The sequence below is a fragment of the Lysobacter sp. Soil_N_51 genome (assembly GCF_057655755.1).
Window position 1 is genome coordinate 257,696 of the sequence record NZ_JBDGLR010000002.1, and the last position, 13,257, is coordinate 270,952.

14 protein-coding genes are annotated in these 13,257 nt (G+C 66.9%); 8 read left to right on the forward strand and 6 right to left on the reverse strand.

Annotation, left to right across the window (positions count from 1 at the left end; translation table 11 throughout):
• Positions 1-75: 75 nt before the first annotated feature.
• Together AC3A4T_RS04100 and AC3A4T_RS04105 are read right to left on the reverse strand one after the other, a co-directional pair.
• The gene (locus tag AC3A4T_RS04100; protein ID WP_487674226.1) at positions 76-513 is read right to left on the reverse strand and encodes a hypothetical protein; all 438 of its coding nucleotides are present in this window, start codon (positions 511-513) and stop codon (positions 76-78) included.
• A gap of 131 nt (positions 514-644) precedes the next feature.
• Entirely contained in the window at positions 645-1,520 is an 876-nt protein-coding gene (locus AC3A4T_RS04105; RefSeq protein WP_487674227.1) for a tetratricopeptide repeat protein, read from the reverse strand.
• Between the two features lie 463 nt (positions 1,521-1,983).
• Here AC3A4T_RS04105 and AC3A4T_RS04110 point away from each other — a divergent pair, with 463 nt between their 5' ends.
• From AC3A4T_RS04110 to AC3A4T_RS04120, 3 genes are all read left to right on the forward strand, one after another.
• Entirely contained in the window at positions 1,984-2,418 is a 435-nt protein-coding gene (locus tag AC3A4T_RS04110; RefSeq protein WP_487674228.1) for a PepSY domain-containing protein, read from the forward strand.
• A gap of 159 nt (positions 2,419-2,577) precedes the next feature.
• A complete protein-coding gene (locus AC3A4T_RS04115; RefSeq protein ID WP_487674229.1) occupies positions 2,578-3,366 on the forward strand; it encodes an ATP-grasp domain-containing protein in 789 nt (262 codons plus the stop codon).
• 195 nt (positions 3,367-3,561) lie between these two features.
• The gene (locus AC3A4T_RS04120) at positions 3,562-3,981 is read left to right on the forward strand and encodes a VOC family protein (protein WP_056115745.1); all 420 of its coding nucleotides are present in this window, start codon (positions 3,562-3,564) and stop codon (positions 3,979-3,981) included.
• 181 nt (positions 3,982-4,162) lie between these two features.
• Here the strand turns inward: AC3A4T_RS04120 and AC3A4T_RS04125 are convergent, their stop codons facing one another.
• The 4 genes from AC3A4T_RS04125 to AC3A4T_RS04140 all read right to left on the reverse strand — a co-directional run bounded on the left by AC3A4T_RS04125 (position 4,163) and on the right by AC3A4T_RS04140 (position 7,815).
• Positions 4,163-4,723 carry a DUF3016 domain-containing protein gene (locus AC3A4T_RS04125; protein WP_487674230.1) on the reverse strand — a complete coding sequence of 187 codons (561 nt, stop codon included), beginning with the start codon at positions 4,721-4,723 and terminating at the stop codon, positions 4,163-4,165.
• A 126-nt stretch (positions 4,724-4,849) separates the two neighbouring features.
• Complete coding sequence (locus tag AC3A4T_RS04130) at positions 4,850-5,212, reverse strand: excalibur calcium-binding domain-containing protein (RefSeq protein ID WP_487674231.1); 363 nt, start codon at positions 5,210-5,212, stop codon at positions 4,850-4,852.
• Positions 5,213-5,287: 75 nt separating this feature from the next.
• Complete coding sequence (locus AC3A4T_RS04135; RefSeq protein ID WP_487674232.1) at positions 5,288-7,213, reverse strand: beta-propeller domain-containing protein; 1,926 nt, start codon at positions 7,211-7,213, stop codon at positions 5,288-5,290.
• Positions 7,214-7,440: 227 nt separating this feature from the next.
• A complete protein-coding gene (locus AC3A4T_RS04140) occupies positions 7,441-7,815 on the reverse strand; it encodes a YciI family protein (RefSeq protein WP_036102411.1) in 375 nt (124 codons plus the stop codon).
• A 347-nt stretch (positions 7,816-8,162) separates the two neighbouring features.
• Between AC3A4T_RS04140 and tsaA the strand changes: the two genes are divergently transcribed.
• The 5 genes from tsaA (at position 8,163) to AC3A4T_RS04165 (ending at position 13,182) form a co-directional block, all read left to right on the forward strand.
• Positions 8,163-8,693, forward strand: coding sequence for a tRNA (N6-threonylcarbamoyladenosine(37)-N6)-methyltransferase TrmO (gene tsaA, locus AC3A4T_RS04145; protein ID WP_487674233.1), 531 nt, complete (start codon positions 8,163-8,165; stop codon positions 8,691-8,693).
• Between the two features lie 300 nt (positions 8,694-8,993).
• Entirely contained in the window at positions 8,994-9,500 is a 507-nt protein-coding gene (locus AC3A4T_RS04150) for an SRPBCC domain-containing protein (RefSeq protein ID WP_487674234.1), read from the forward strand.
• Positions 9,501-9,721: 221 nt separating this feature from the next.
• Entirely contained in the window at positions 9,722-10,759 is a 1,038-nt protein-coding gene (locus AC3A4T_RS04155; protein WP_487674235.1) for an ABC transporter ATP-binding protein, read from the forward strand.
• Positions 10,756-11,517 (forward strand): ABC transporter permease, encoded by a 762-nt coding sequence (locus AC3A4T_RS04160; protein ID WP_487674236.1) that lies wholly within the window; start codon positions 10,756-10,758, stop codon positions 11,515-11,517. Before AC3A4T_RS04155 ends, AC3A4T_RS04160 begins: the two co-directional genes overlap by 4 nt.
• Positions 11,518-11,802: 285 nt before the next feature.
• Entirely contained in the window at positions 11,803-13,182 is a 1,380-nt protein-coding gene (locus AC3A4T_RS04165; protein ID WP_487674237.1) for an amino acid permease, read from the forward strand.
• Positions 13,183-13,257 lie beyond the last annotated feature (75 nt).

A 13,257-nucleotide genomic window follows, 5' to 3' on the forward strand; every position in this document is an offset into this window, starting at 1 on the left:
GCTTTCGATGTCGGTACGCGGTTGGTCGGCGCGGTAATTCCGGATCGCGCGCCGCGATGTTTATTTTCGGCGCGCTTAATTGATGATGCTGAAACCCGACGGCGCGCGCGTCGGCCGCGGCGCATCGCAGTGGTACATGTCCAGGTAGACGCGGGTCGTGGTCTCGCCGCAGACCACGTCGTAGCCGTCGACGATGTGATAGTCGGTCTCGCCGGCGCGCAAGGCCTTATAGCCCATCATGTCTTCGACCAGCCGGTTGCTGGCGTCTTCGCTCAGATCCTCCGGCAGCGGCGTGCGCTCGCCGACACTGCCGCGGCGGTCGAACGTCGGATGCTCGCTGTTCGGGCAGACCAGCCGGGCGAGGTACTCGTGTTCGCCGCGCGGCTTGCAGACCTCCACGGCCTGTTCCTTCGCCAGGCCATAGCTGTCGGCAACGGCGACTTTGGCCGGTGCCTCGGCGCGAGCCGCGCCGGCCACGAACAGCAGCGTCAATACAGCGGTACGAAGAATCATCGCGGCGGTTCCTTGGTGGTGGCGCGGGTGGGTGGTCAGGTCGCGTCGTCGGTTGGCGGCGCGATCCACGGCGGCGTTTTCAGCCAGTACGGGCAATGGGCGCCGTGGTCGATCAAGGCGGCGGGTTGGGGCTAAAAGGGGCTGCCGCAGATCGCGCACGAGCCGTCCTCGCCGTCCTTGCGCGGGTTGGCCAGAATCGCGCGGATATGCGCCTGCCGACGTTTCATCAGCGCGTCGTGCGGCGCGCCATAGGTCACGGCGAGTTCGTACAGCGTGTTCGCGTTCTCGATCGAGCCGCCGACCAGGTGCAGGGTCGCCCAGTCGCGCAGCACGTTGGCGACGATCGGATCGGTCGGCTTGACGAACTGGGTGCGTTCGAACAGCTGATAGCTCATCGAACGTTGCAGCATGGCCGCAGTCACTGGCGTGCCGTCGTTGCCGGCCGGCATGGCCGGCATCGGCGGCACCAGCGCATCGCCGAAGCTCACTCCGGCGACCGAATGCCTGGCGAGATAGTTCGGATCCTGCGCCAACGCGATCTTGCTTTCGAGAATCCGCGCATGCAGCCATTCCGAGCGCAGGTGGGCGTCGTTGTTGCGGCGCATGCCGATGCGGATCCAGCGCAGCGCGACCTGATCGTGTCCGGCCAGTTCCAGCGCGGTGCCGAGGTTGGCCGCGGTCTCGTAACGTCCCGGCGAGGAGCGCTCGATCGCCAGGAAATGCCGGATCGCGAGCGGGTACTGCCCTTGATAGATCAGCAGCACGCCCAGGTTGTTGAGGTGCTCGAACGTGGGCTTGGCGCGCGCGTCGGCGATCACCTCCTTGGCCCGTTCCATCTGCCAGCGCCGTCGCACCTGTTCGGTCAAGTGCTCGCTGAGTTCCTCGCCGACGATCCAGTCCGGTGAGAACGCGTATCCCTGGTGATCGGTGCCGATGTAGTTGATGCAGGCCTGCGCGGCGGCGGCTGGCAGCAGCAACGCGGCCAGCAGCAGTGTCCTTGCGATCATTGCCTTTCCCCTGGGCCGCATCCGGCGGCCGCTTGCCGCCACGTTAGCCATTGGCGGGCGCGAAGCCAAGCGTCGCGCGGACGGGTTTTCGGTTGCCTGGGTCAGCAGGTGCGGTCGAGTCGTATCGCGAGTGCCTGCCATGCCGCGAAATGCGACCGATCGCGGCCGAGTCAGGCGCATGTGGTGGGTATGACGGCGAATGCGTCAATGCGCCAATGCGCCGCAGCGCCTGGGCCGACAGCGGCCGCTTCGCGTCACCTGTCGCTGATGCGACCACTTCATAGCGCCAATCAGTGAGACGTTATTGAGCGGTGAGTGCCGCATGAGTTCGAGATAAGGACCGCGTATGCAACCCGTGAGCACTCATGGCGAATCTGCGCTCGACATGACTGAACACGCGAGTATTCATTTCGCGTTTGCATGCGCTGGCCACAATCGGAACCTCCTCAAGCAGGAGCACACCATGAAACCGATCATGCTGGCACTGGCCTTGGCCATCGCCGTTCCGGCCGCCGCCACGGCGCAGGAACCGCAGGCGCAGACGTCGCTGACCGAACATCAGATCCGCACCCGCCTGGCCGAGCAGGGCTATACCAAAGTCAATGATCTCGATTTCGACGACGGCGTGTGGAAGGCCGATGCGCGCAGCGCCGATGGCAATCGCGTGCAGGTGCTGTTGGACCCGCGCACCGGCAAGGTGTACGCCAACGAACAGGTCACTCAGTTGAGCGAGCGCGACGTGCGCGCGGCGCTGTCGAGCGCCGGCTACACCGACATCCACGATGTCGATTACGACGAGGGCATCTGGAACGCCAAGGCCGAGGACACCGGCGGCCGCGACGTGAAGCTCAAGCTCGATCCGCGCAACGGCAAGATCTTCGGTATCGAAAAGAACTGAAGCAGCGGGAATGACCTGTAGTGCCTTGGCGATGGCGGCCCGTGGTTCGGGTCGCCATCGTCGCAAACGGGCCAGCGGTTTTGGGCCGCACAGTCAAGCCCGAACAATCGCTTGAGCCGTTGCTACACTGGATGCAGCCCCACTGCCGCGAACCGCGCCATGTTCCAGATCGCCTACATCGAGAGCCGGGGCAACGGCCCCTTGGGCGAGGAGGAGGCGCGCGCCGTCGGGGAGCTGCAGCGGCGCGGCATCGCCATACAGTTTTTCACCCGCAAGCAGATCGACCGGCGCAGCCTGCCGCTGGACGAGCGCAGTTTCGTGATGGGTGCGATGCCGGCGATGCTCGGCGCCATCAAACAACTCGGCATCGAGGTGCCGCCACCCAACGATTATCCGCCGGTGCTACGCGATCTGCTGCGCCGCGAGGTCTGGCAATCCACCCTGGGCGAGATCGAACAACGGATCTGGGACGACTGTCAGCAGCCGGTGTTCGTCAAGCCGGCCGAGCGAATCAAGACGTTCACCGGCCGCGTCTTCGAGAGCACCGCCGATCTCTATTTCCTTGGTTCCGCGTCGCGCCGGCAGAAGGTGTGGTGCTCGCAGGTAGTGAAGTGGCGCTCGGAATTCCGCGCCTATGTGATCGGCACTGAGGTGGTCGCGCTGGATCCCTACGATGGCGACGCGCAACTCGTACCATGCGCCCGGACCATCGCCCAGGCGGTACGGGCCTTTCGCGACAGCGGCGAGGCGCCGGCGGCGTACGCGATCGATTTCGGTGTGCTGGCCGATGGCCGGACCGCTCTGATCGAGGTCAACGACGGCTATGCGCTCGGGGCGTACCGGATCGCCGCCGCGCCGTATACCGATCTGCTGTTGACGCGCTGGGCCGAACTGCTGACCGGGCGCCGGATGCGTGCGCATGAAGAAACAGCGCTTCCGGCCGGTTGAGCGGGGGCGGGCGTGGATGCGGCCGGCGGATCGCGGCGGCCGGACCCGACCCCGGAACCGGTGCGAAAATTTTTTTGTCGGCCTTGTCGATTCCCGCAACCGTGGCTCGTCGCTAACAGGAGCAGGCAGTAAACGCAGCGTCATCCAGGCCTGCGCCGCCCGCCAATCCAATCCTCACCAACCAGGACCCTCGCCATGACCACCCACTCGCAACTGTTCGTCAATCTGTCCGTCAAGAGCCTGCCGCGCGCGGTCGAGTTCTACACCCAGCTCGGCTACAGCTTCAATGCCAAATTCACCGATGAAAACGCGACCTGCATGATCGTCGGCGAGAACATCTTCGTGATGTTGCTGGTCGAGCCGTTCTTCCAGTCCTTCACCAAGAAGACCCTGGTCGACGCGAGCAAGCAGGTGGAAGCGCTGATCGCGGTCAGCCTGCCCGGCCGCGCCGAGGTCGACGCATTGGCCGAGAAGGCCGCCGCGGCGGGCGCGACGATGCACGAGCCGAAGGACTACGGCTTCATGTACCAGCGCTCCTACGACGATCTGGACGGCCATACCTGGGAAGTGTTCTACATGGACCCGGATGCGGACCCGAGCGCGGCGCAGCAGTAAGCCATCGCGCGATCGGCGCGGGAGGCGGCGCGAACGGTTGCGGCCGTTCGTTGCCGCCCCGATCGGGCAGCGCGGCTTGAAGCGCTCCCGCGATCCAAGCGCGGCGATGCAGGAAACGAAAAACCCCGCGCGAGCGGGGTTTTTCATGCGGCCGACTCCGGCGGGTGAGGCCTCGGCGTGATCACACACTCGGGCTCTTGAATTCCTGATACAGCCAGTCGTCGATCAGGCGCTTTTCATAGCGCAACGGGTCGCTGTCGGTGCCGGTGCGCGGGCCCATCAGGAAGCTCATGTCGCGCAGGGTGCGCTGGCCTTCCTCGACCACCTGGCCGTTGGCGTCGGTGCGCTTGAAATTCAACACGATCCGCGGCGGGTAGATGTCGCGGATGAAACGGGTGTCGTCGAACTGCGGCCCGTGCCAGGGCTCGTAGTCGCCGGCGCGCTTGATGTCGGTGATGTCGACCTGCAGGGTCTGGCCTTCGGGCAACTGCTTCTGCGCGCGGGTACGCAGGTGCTGGGCGAGTTGTTCGACCCAGTTGCCGCGGCGCGCGTCGAAGCGGTTGCGGCTTTGGCGGATCTCGGCGAAGTTCGACGGATCTTCCCAGCGCACGCTGACCGGGCCCTGCTCGGGCAGGCTGCGTGGCGCGGCGGGATCGGTGACGGTGCGGGAAGCGGCGCCGACGTCTGCGGCCGCCAGCACGGCGACCGACAGGGCGATGGCGAATGCGGTCCGGAGGGTCATGACGGGCTCCGATGCGGTGGGGACGGGCCGATTGTCCGCCTCGCCACCGGCACTGCATAGCGGCAATGCGTTAAACGCCGCGGCCGTTGCCGCGAATTCACGATCGTCGCGCCGCCGGGCCCCGATTCATTCGCAGCCCTTGCCGTCGCCGTCGCGGTCCAGATGCGGGCCGTAGCCCGGGTCGCCGCGTCGCACCGGGGCCGCGCCGGCAGCGCGCGCCGCGCTGCAATTGCGGTAGTAGGCGGCGCCGGATTCGGCCGTCAACGCCGACGGTGCGAGGCCTTGCGTCGACATTGGCCGACGCGGGCGCTGCGTCGGCTCGGGCAGCAGCGACGCCGCACCGGCGGCGGGGCCGCGATGGCAGTGATAGCCGCCGCGCTTGCGGTCGTGATGGCAGCCTTCGGCATTGAGACCGCCGCCGTGTGCGCCGGCCTGCGTCGCGCAACACAGCCCGATCAGCGCGAGCCATCCGATCCGTACCGATGTCATCGTGTCCCCCTGTCCCGATCAGTGCGAGACAGGGGGTTCAACGCGGCCCGGCGCGGGCGGCGGCCACGCCTGCGCTCAGGGCGAGACTTTGACCTGCGGCGAGAAGTCGGTCCTGCGCCGCTCGCGGATGCGCTTGCCGTCGTCGCGGCCTTCGACCAGTTCGTAGCCGAGCAGGGCGAACACCCGCTCGCCGATGAAGATCGGCCGCGCGTTGCCGTACCAGTCCACGCAGCTGACCTTGCAGCCGTCGTCGACGTTCGGGTCGCTCTTCGAACTCAATTGGCCCAGCGCGCTCAGCGTGAGTCGCTGGTTGCGCAGGAACAGCACGCTGGCCTGCTCGCGGTCGCTGTCGTCTTCGCTGAGCACGGGCAGGCCGAGAATGCCGCGCTCCTCGTCCTGGGAGCGATAGAAGAAGCCGTGGGTGCGTTCGTCGCCCTGCCTGGCGTCGCGTTGCACGTAGGTGTCGGCGACGCGCGCGCCACGGTCGAGACGGACGCTGCTGAAATACAGATGGTCATCGTCGTCGTTGCCGCCGACCAGCACCGCGTCGTCGCCGAGCGCGTCGACGCGTTCGACCCGGTGCTTCAACCCCAGCGTCGCCACCGGGCCGGTGGCGGCATAGCGCAGGGCGTAGGCGCGCAGTGGCGCGTCCTCTCGGCTCCAGTTGTCGCCGGCGCCATACACCAGCCAGTCGCCGATGAAGCGCGCGTGCAGCTCGGCGTCTTCGCCATTGAGTTCGGGCAGCACGCGGTAGGCCTTGCGCGCGGCGACCGCGCGGCCGTCGCCGAAGCTGTCCAGCCTGACCCGCAGCAAAGCCAGTTCGCCGGCGGTGCTGCGCGAGGACCACATGCCTTCGCCGTCGCTTTTCGATCCGACCAGCACGTTGAGCCAGCCATCGCGTTGCAGGAACGACATCTGATCCCATGGCGAACCGCTCGCGCGCAGGCCGGTCGGCGCGGCGCCGTCGAGCGGAATGCGCAGGATCGCGGCGTTGGGCGTGCCGGGTTTCGGGCTCCAGCTCGAGGTCCAGACATAGACCGAATCCTCCGAGACATAAAAGCTGCGGCTCGCCGGCCCGAGCACCGCGGTGGAGGTGCAGCGCATCCGTTGGGCATCGAGATCGCACGAGGCGACGGTGTGCAGGGTGAGGTAGTCGTAGTCGACCGGCGCGGCGCTGCGGTAGATGCGGGTCGCCGGCAGGATGCGCTTGAAGTCGGCCGGGGTGGCGCCGCGGTGCCAGTGGCGCAGGGCCGGCATCGACTGGGCGAGATCGCTGCCCGGGTACAGCTCCAGCGGCGAATAGAAGATCAGGGTGCGGCCGATCAGGCGGCTGGCGTAGTTGCTGGCCGAGTAATAGTCGTTGCTGCGCAGCTGATAGGTGGCGCGGTACTTCAATTGCCCTTGCGCGGTCAGATCGAACACGCCGACCTCGGTGCCGCCGCGGGCGTAGCTGTAGCCGATCACCACCACGGTGTCGCGCGAGACCAGCATTTCGTCGTACCAGGTGTGGTTCGGGTCGGAATGCGGCGCGAAGGCGTCGATCGACGACACCGGTTGCAAGGCGTCGCCGCCGATGCGCACGGTGAACAGGCGGCCGCGACGCAGCACGATCAGGTAATCGCCTTGTTTCTTGACGATGTCGCCTTCGTCGACGCCCTGGGTCTGGACGTTGGTGATCGATTCCGCGGCCGGAGCCGGGGCCGGGGCCGGGGCGGCGATGCGCGAGCCGGTCACCTGGATCCGGTCGAGCGTGGTCGATTCGGCTTTCGCCGACGCGGGCGGTGCGGCCTGCATCGGCGCCGGCATCGGCGGCGCAGGCGCTTCGTGGACCGGTTGGCTGCGTCGTAGGGTCGCGACGAACGCGCGGAATTCGCGCTCGCTGGCGAACGGGCGCAGCGTCTGGGTCTTTGTATTGGCGGCGGTCGCGGCAGCGGCCGGATCGGCGCCGAGCGAAGCGGCGAGGGCGAGCAACAGCCAGCAGGTCAGGTACGGCAGTTTCATGCGGACATCCTTGTAGCGTTCGGGCGGTGGGCGAAGCGCGTCGGCGGCCTCGCGATGCAACTGCGAACGCGCCGGGTCGCGGTTCGGGGTCGATGCCGTGTCGCGACATCGACCTTTCGGCCGGACCGGGCTGTGCGGCGGGTCCGTCCGCCTTGCTTATAACGCAAGCAAGCCGGCATGCGCCGGCTTGCTGGGGTGGTGCGCGGTGGTGACGTGGTGCCGGCGGGTCAGGCGTCGAACGCGAGCCGCACTTGTTCGAAATCCATCACCGGGCGCACTTCGATCCGGCCGGTGCGGCTCCAGGGGAATTCCTGGGCGACGCGGACCGCTTCGTCCATGTCGGCCGCCTCGATCAGGTTGAAGCCGCCCAGATACTCCTTGGCTTCGGCGTAGGGGCCGTCCATGAAGGTGGTGCGGCCGTTGCGGGTGCGCAGCGAGGTCGCCTTTGCGGGCGCTGCGAGCATCTGCGAATCCAGCAGCACGCCGGTCTCGCGCAGGTCGTCGGCGTGGGCGATGCAGCCGCGCATCATGGTTTCGTATTCGCCGGCGGGCAGGGCTTCGATCAGGCTGTCGTCGTTGTAGATCATGACCAGGTATTTCATGGCGTCCTCGTGGCGGGCGGGGGAGGCGGCAGCGCGGGGCCGGGGCGCATGCGCTCGGCGCCGAGGATACCGCCATCGGCGTGGGGTGCAGCAGTGACAAAACGCATGCGCTGGCGGGCGTGCCGGTGGGTGAGCGGGTCGAGCGGCGCAGCCTGGGCCGCGGCGGTCTCGCAGGTTGCGATAAGGCTCGAAGTTTTTTGTGGGAGGGGCTTGAGTCCCGACGCTGTTCGCTCAGATCGCCGGGAAGTACGAAGTCGCTGAGCGAACAGCGTCGGAGCTGAAGCCCCTCCCACAAGAGCGCTCGCGGCGGCGACAATGCATGCCGCACCGCAGCGAACCCTGGCCCGATGTCCGACGCATTCACCTGCCGCCCGATCGCCTACCTGCGCTCGCCGTATGCGCAGCGCATCGATGCGCCGCATCAATCGACGGTGGTGCAGGGCACGCAGAGCGGCGAAGCGATCGAGGCGCGAGTGGAATTCGTCGACGACCTGCCGGCGCTGGCGTATGCCGATCTGCAAGGGTTCGAGCGGATCTGGCTGATTTTCGCGTTCCATCGCAGCCAGGGCTGGACACCCCAGGTCAAGCCGCCGCGCGGCGGCCCAAAGCGCGGGGTGCTGGCCACGCGTTCGCCGCACCGGCCCAATCCGCTCGGACTGTCGGCGGTGGAACTGGTGCGGGTCGAGCCGCAGGCGTTGATCGTGCGCGGCGTGGATTTGCTCGACGGCACGCCGATCCTCGATATCAAGCCGTACGTGCCGTACGCCGATGCCTTCGCCGGATCGCGCGCGGGCTGGATCGACGAGATCGACGCGGCCCAGGGCCGGCATTCGGCGCCCGGGCCGAAGCGGCCGCGCAAGGCCACGCCGGCGGATTGAGGGCGACCGCTATCGCGATGAGCGGGCCCGCACCTGTGTGCTGGAAGCGGCAATGCCCCCGCTTGGACACGATGCCCGGACACCCCGTTCGAACGCCGCGGTTCTCCGTCTCAGCCTGTGGGACGAAGACGTGGATTCTGTGTGCCGATCGGCTTGACGCTTGCACCTTCGGGTTGTAGTTTCCCGATTGGTTAATTAGCGGGCCGGTTCCTCGTCGGCATCCATGCCGGCATCCGGCCGCGGCGCGCGGTCCGCGGCCTGGCCGTGGCCGGCGCGGTTATCCAAGCTCAGGAGTTCGACATGACGTCCGACGGTTCCGGCACGCTCGTCGCCGCGCTCGCGCGCACCAGCCATCGCATCGACGAACGCGGCATCACCGTGCAAGGCCTCATCGACGCGCCGAGTGATCTGGTGTTTCTCGGCTGGACCGACCCGATCCATGTCGCGCGCTGGTGGGGACCGCGCGGTTTCCGCGGCGTGGTGCGGCAGATGGACGTCGCGGTCGGCGGCCGTTTCCGGATCTGCACGGTCGGCCCGGACGGCAGCGAGTACCCGATCAAGGGCCTCTATGAAGAAGTCGTCGAACCCGAGCGGTTGGTCTACGTCGACGACTGGGACGACGAGCGGCCGTCGCAGCCGTCGCGGGTGAGCGTGCTGTTCGCCGCACACGGCCCGGAGCAGACCCTGCTGAGCGTGCGGATCGAGTTCGCCAACCAGGCCGAACGCGAGGCGGCGCAGGCGCGCGGGATCGTCGCGGGCTGGGGCGAAAGCTTCGAACGCCTGGACGCGTATCTGGCCGAGCGTTGAGCGCGGTCGGGCCCATGCGTGCAACGGTGCATCGCATCGGCATGAATCGCGCCGTCGTCGCATCGCTCTACCCTGCGTCAGCCGTACACTGACCGCCACCCACGCGATCGCGATGCAATGACGTGCCGCTGTATCGATACACGCCCGCATCGCATCACGCTTCCGCTCGACCGTCCGTTTCCGGCGCAGCATCGCCACGCACCCTTCGCCACGGAGAGTCCATGCCGTCCGATTCCACGTCCGTTCGTGCATCCGCCGCACCAGCCGCGGATGCGTCCTCCATCGTCTCCATCCGGGGTCTGACCAAGACCTACGCCGGCGGTTACCGCGCGCTCAAGGGCATCGACCTGGACATCCGCCGCGGCGAAATCTTCGCCCTGCTCGGGCCCAACGGCGCCGGCAAGACCACCTTGATCAGCATCGTCTGCGGCATCGTCAATCCCAGCGAAGGCCGGGTGCTCGCCGACGGTCACGACATCGTGCGCGACTACCGCGCCGCGCGTTCGGCGATCGGACTGGTGCCGCAGGAGCTGCACACCGATGCGTTCGAGACCGTGCACGACACGGTTCGCTTCAGCCGCGGCCTGTACGGCAAGCCGCCCAATCCGGCGTACCTGGAAAAGATCCTGCGCGAGCTGTCGCTATGGGACAAGCGCGGCGAGAAGATCATGGCGCTGTCGGGCGGCATGAAGCGGCGCGTGCTGATCGCCAAGGCGCTGTCGCACGAGCCGAGCATCCTGTTCCTCGACGAACCCACCGCCGGCGTCGACGTGGAACTGCGGCGCGAGATGTGGGCGATGGTCTCGCGCCTGCGCGACAGCGGCGTCACCATCATCCTGACCACCCATTACATCGACGAGGCCGAGGAAATGGCCGATCGGGTCGGGGTGATCAACCAGGGCGAGATCGTGCTGGTCGAAGACAAGCGCGTGCTGATGCGCAAGCTCGGCAAGAAGCAGTTGAGCCTGCAGTTGCAGGCGCCGCTGGACGCGGTGCCGCAGGCGTTGGCCAGCGATGCGCTGACCTTGTCGGACGACGGCAACGAACTGGTCTACACCTTCGATGCGCAGGCCGAGGACACCGGCATCGCCGCGCTGCTCAAGCGCCTGGCCGAGCACGGCATCGAGTTCAAGGATCTCAACACCAGCCAAAGCTCGCTGGAGGAAATCTTCGTCAATCTGGTCAAGTCGCCGCAGGCGGACAGGAACCCCGCGGGCAAAGCGTCCGCGGCCGATGCGAACGGGGAGGTGCGCGTATGAACCTGCACGCGATCAAGGCGATCTATTTCTTCGAAATGCATCGCACCTTCCGCACCCTGATGCAGTCGATCGCCACGCCGGTGCTGTCGACCTCGCTGTACTTCATCGTGTTCGGCTCGGCGATCGGCTCGCGCATGGTCGAGATCGGCGGGATCAGCTACGCGGCCTTCATCGTGCCCGGCCTGATCATGATGTCGCTGCTGACCGAGAGCATTTCCAACGCCTCGTTCGGCATCTACCTGCCCAAGTGGTCGGGCACGATCTACGAACTGCTGTCGGCGCCGGTGTCGTTCGTCGAGGTGATCTGCGGCTATGTCGGCGCGGCGGCGAGCAAGTCGGTGATCCTGGGCTTGCTGATGCTGATCACCGCGCGCTGCTTCGTCGACTTCGAGATCGTGCATCCGGTCTGGATGGCGGTGTTCCTGGTGTTGACCGCGGTCACCTTCAGCCTGTTCGGCTTCATCATCGGGGTGTGGGCCGACGGCTTCGAGAAGCTGCAGATGATCCCGATGATGATCGTGATGCCGCTGACCTTCCTGGGCGGCAGCTTCTATTCGATCGACATGCTGCCGCCGTTCTGGCGCGGGGTCTCGCTGTTCAATCCGGTGGTGTATCTGGTCAATGGGTTTCGCTGGAGTTTCTACGGCAAGTCGGATGTGGACATCGTCTTGAGCGTGGGCATGACGGCCGGGTTCATGGTGGTGTGCCTGGTCGCGGTGTGGTGGATCTTCAGGACCGGGTACAAGCTCAAGAGCTGAAGTTGTCCCTTCTCCCGCGGGCGGGAGAAGGTGCCCGAAGGGCGGATGAGGGCGAGCGCCGTCGCAACTACAGCGCGCGTGCCCTCACCCCAACCCTCTCCCGCAAGCGGGAGAGGGAGTAGCTGCGGCGGGAGAGGGAGCAAGTGCGGGCAGGCGAGGGAGCAAGCGGCAGACGCGGCAAATCCGCCGCTCCCGATACACCCGGAGTATGCTTCGCCGATTCCGGACCGGCCGCGTTGAGCGCAGCGCCGCCGTCGCGCCGGGAGCCTGCGGAGAGTCCGGCGGATGCAGACCAATCAACAGCAACTCCAGCGCGGCCTGAGCGAGCGCCACATCCGCCTGATGGCGCTGGGTGCGGCGATCGGCGTGGGCCTGTTCCTGGGCTCGGCCAACGCGATCAAGCTCGCCGGTCCCGGCATCCTGCTGGCCTATCTGCTCGGCGGCGCGGCGATCTTCATCATCATGCGCGCGCTCGGCGAGATGGCCGTGCACAACCCGGTCGCCGGTTCCTTCAGCCGCTACGCGCGCGATTACCTCGGCCCGCTGTCGGGCTATCTGACCGGCTGGAACTACTGGTTCCTGTGGCTGGTGACCTGCGTGGCCGAGATCACCGCGGTCGGCATCTACATGCAGATGTGGTTCCCGGATTCGCCGCAATGGGCGTGGGCGCTGGCCGCGCTGATCGCGATGGGTTCGGTGAACCTGATCACGGTCAAGGCCTACGGCGAGTTCGAATTCTGGTTCGCGATGATCAAGGTCGTGACCATCGTGGTGATGATCCTGGCCGGCCTGGCGATGATCGTGTTCGGCTTCGGCAACAACGGCGTGGCGATCGGCATCAGCAACCTGTGGGCGCACGGCGGCTTCTTCCCCAACGGCGCGCAGGGCGTGCTGATGTCGCTGCAGATGGTGATGTTCGCCTACCTGGGCGTGGAGATGATCGGCCTGACCGCGGGCGAGGCGGCCAATCCGGCCAAGTCGATTCCCGATGCGATCAACTCGGTGTTCTGGCGGATCGTGATCTTCTACGTCGGCGCGCTGTTCGTGATCCTGTCGCTGTACCCGTGGAACGAACTGGGCACCACCGGCAGTCCGTTCGTGATGACCTTCGAGCGCCTGGGCATCCGCGAGGCGGCGGGCATCATCAACTTCGTCGTGCTGACCGCGGCGCTGTCCTCGTGCAACGGCGGAATCTTCAGCACCGGGCGCATGCTCTACAACCTGGCCCAGCAGAAGCAGGCGCCGGCGTTCTTCGCCAATACCTCGGCCGGCGGCGTGCCGCGCGCGGCGGTGCTGGTGTCGGTGGTGGCGTTGCTGGTCGGCGTGGTGCTGAACTACGTCGCGCCCAAGGAAGTGTTCGTGTGGGTGACCTCGATCGCGACCTTCGGCGCGATCTGGACCTGGGGCGTGATCCTGGTGTCGCACATGAAGTTCCGTCAGCGCCTGAGCGCGCAGGACAAGGCGGCGCTGGCGTTCCGCATGCCGATGTACCCGGTCGCTTCGTGGATCGCGCTGGCGTTCCTGGTGCTGGTGATCGGGTTGATGGCGTATTTCCCGGATACGCGCGTGGCGCTGTACGTCGGGCCGGCGTTCCTGATCCTGCTGGTGGTGCTGTACTTCGCGACCGGGATCAACAAGCGCGATGGCGCGGCGCCGTCGGCCTGATCGTCGAGTCTCTAAAAGCCCCTCTCCCGTTTACGGGAGAGGGGTTGGGGTGAGGGAAGCGCGCAGCGCGAGCGC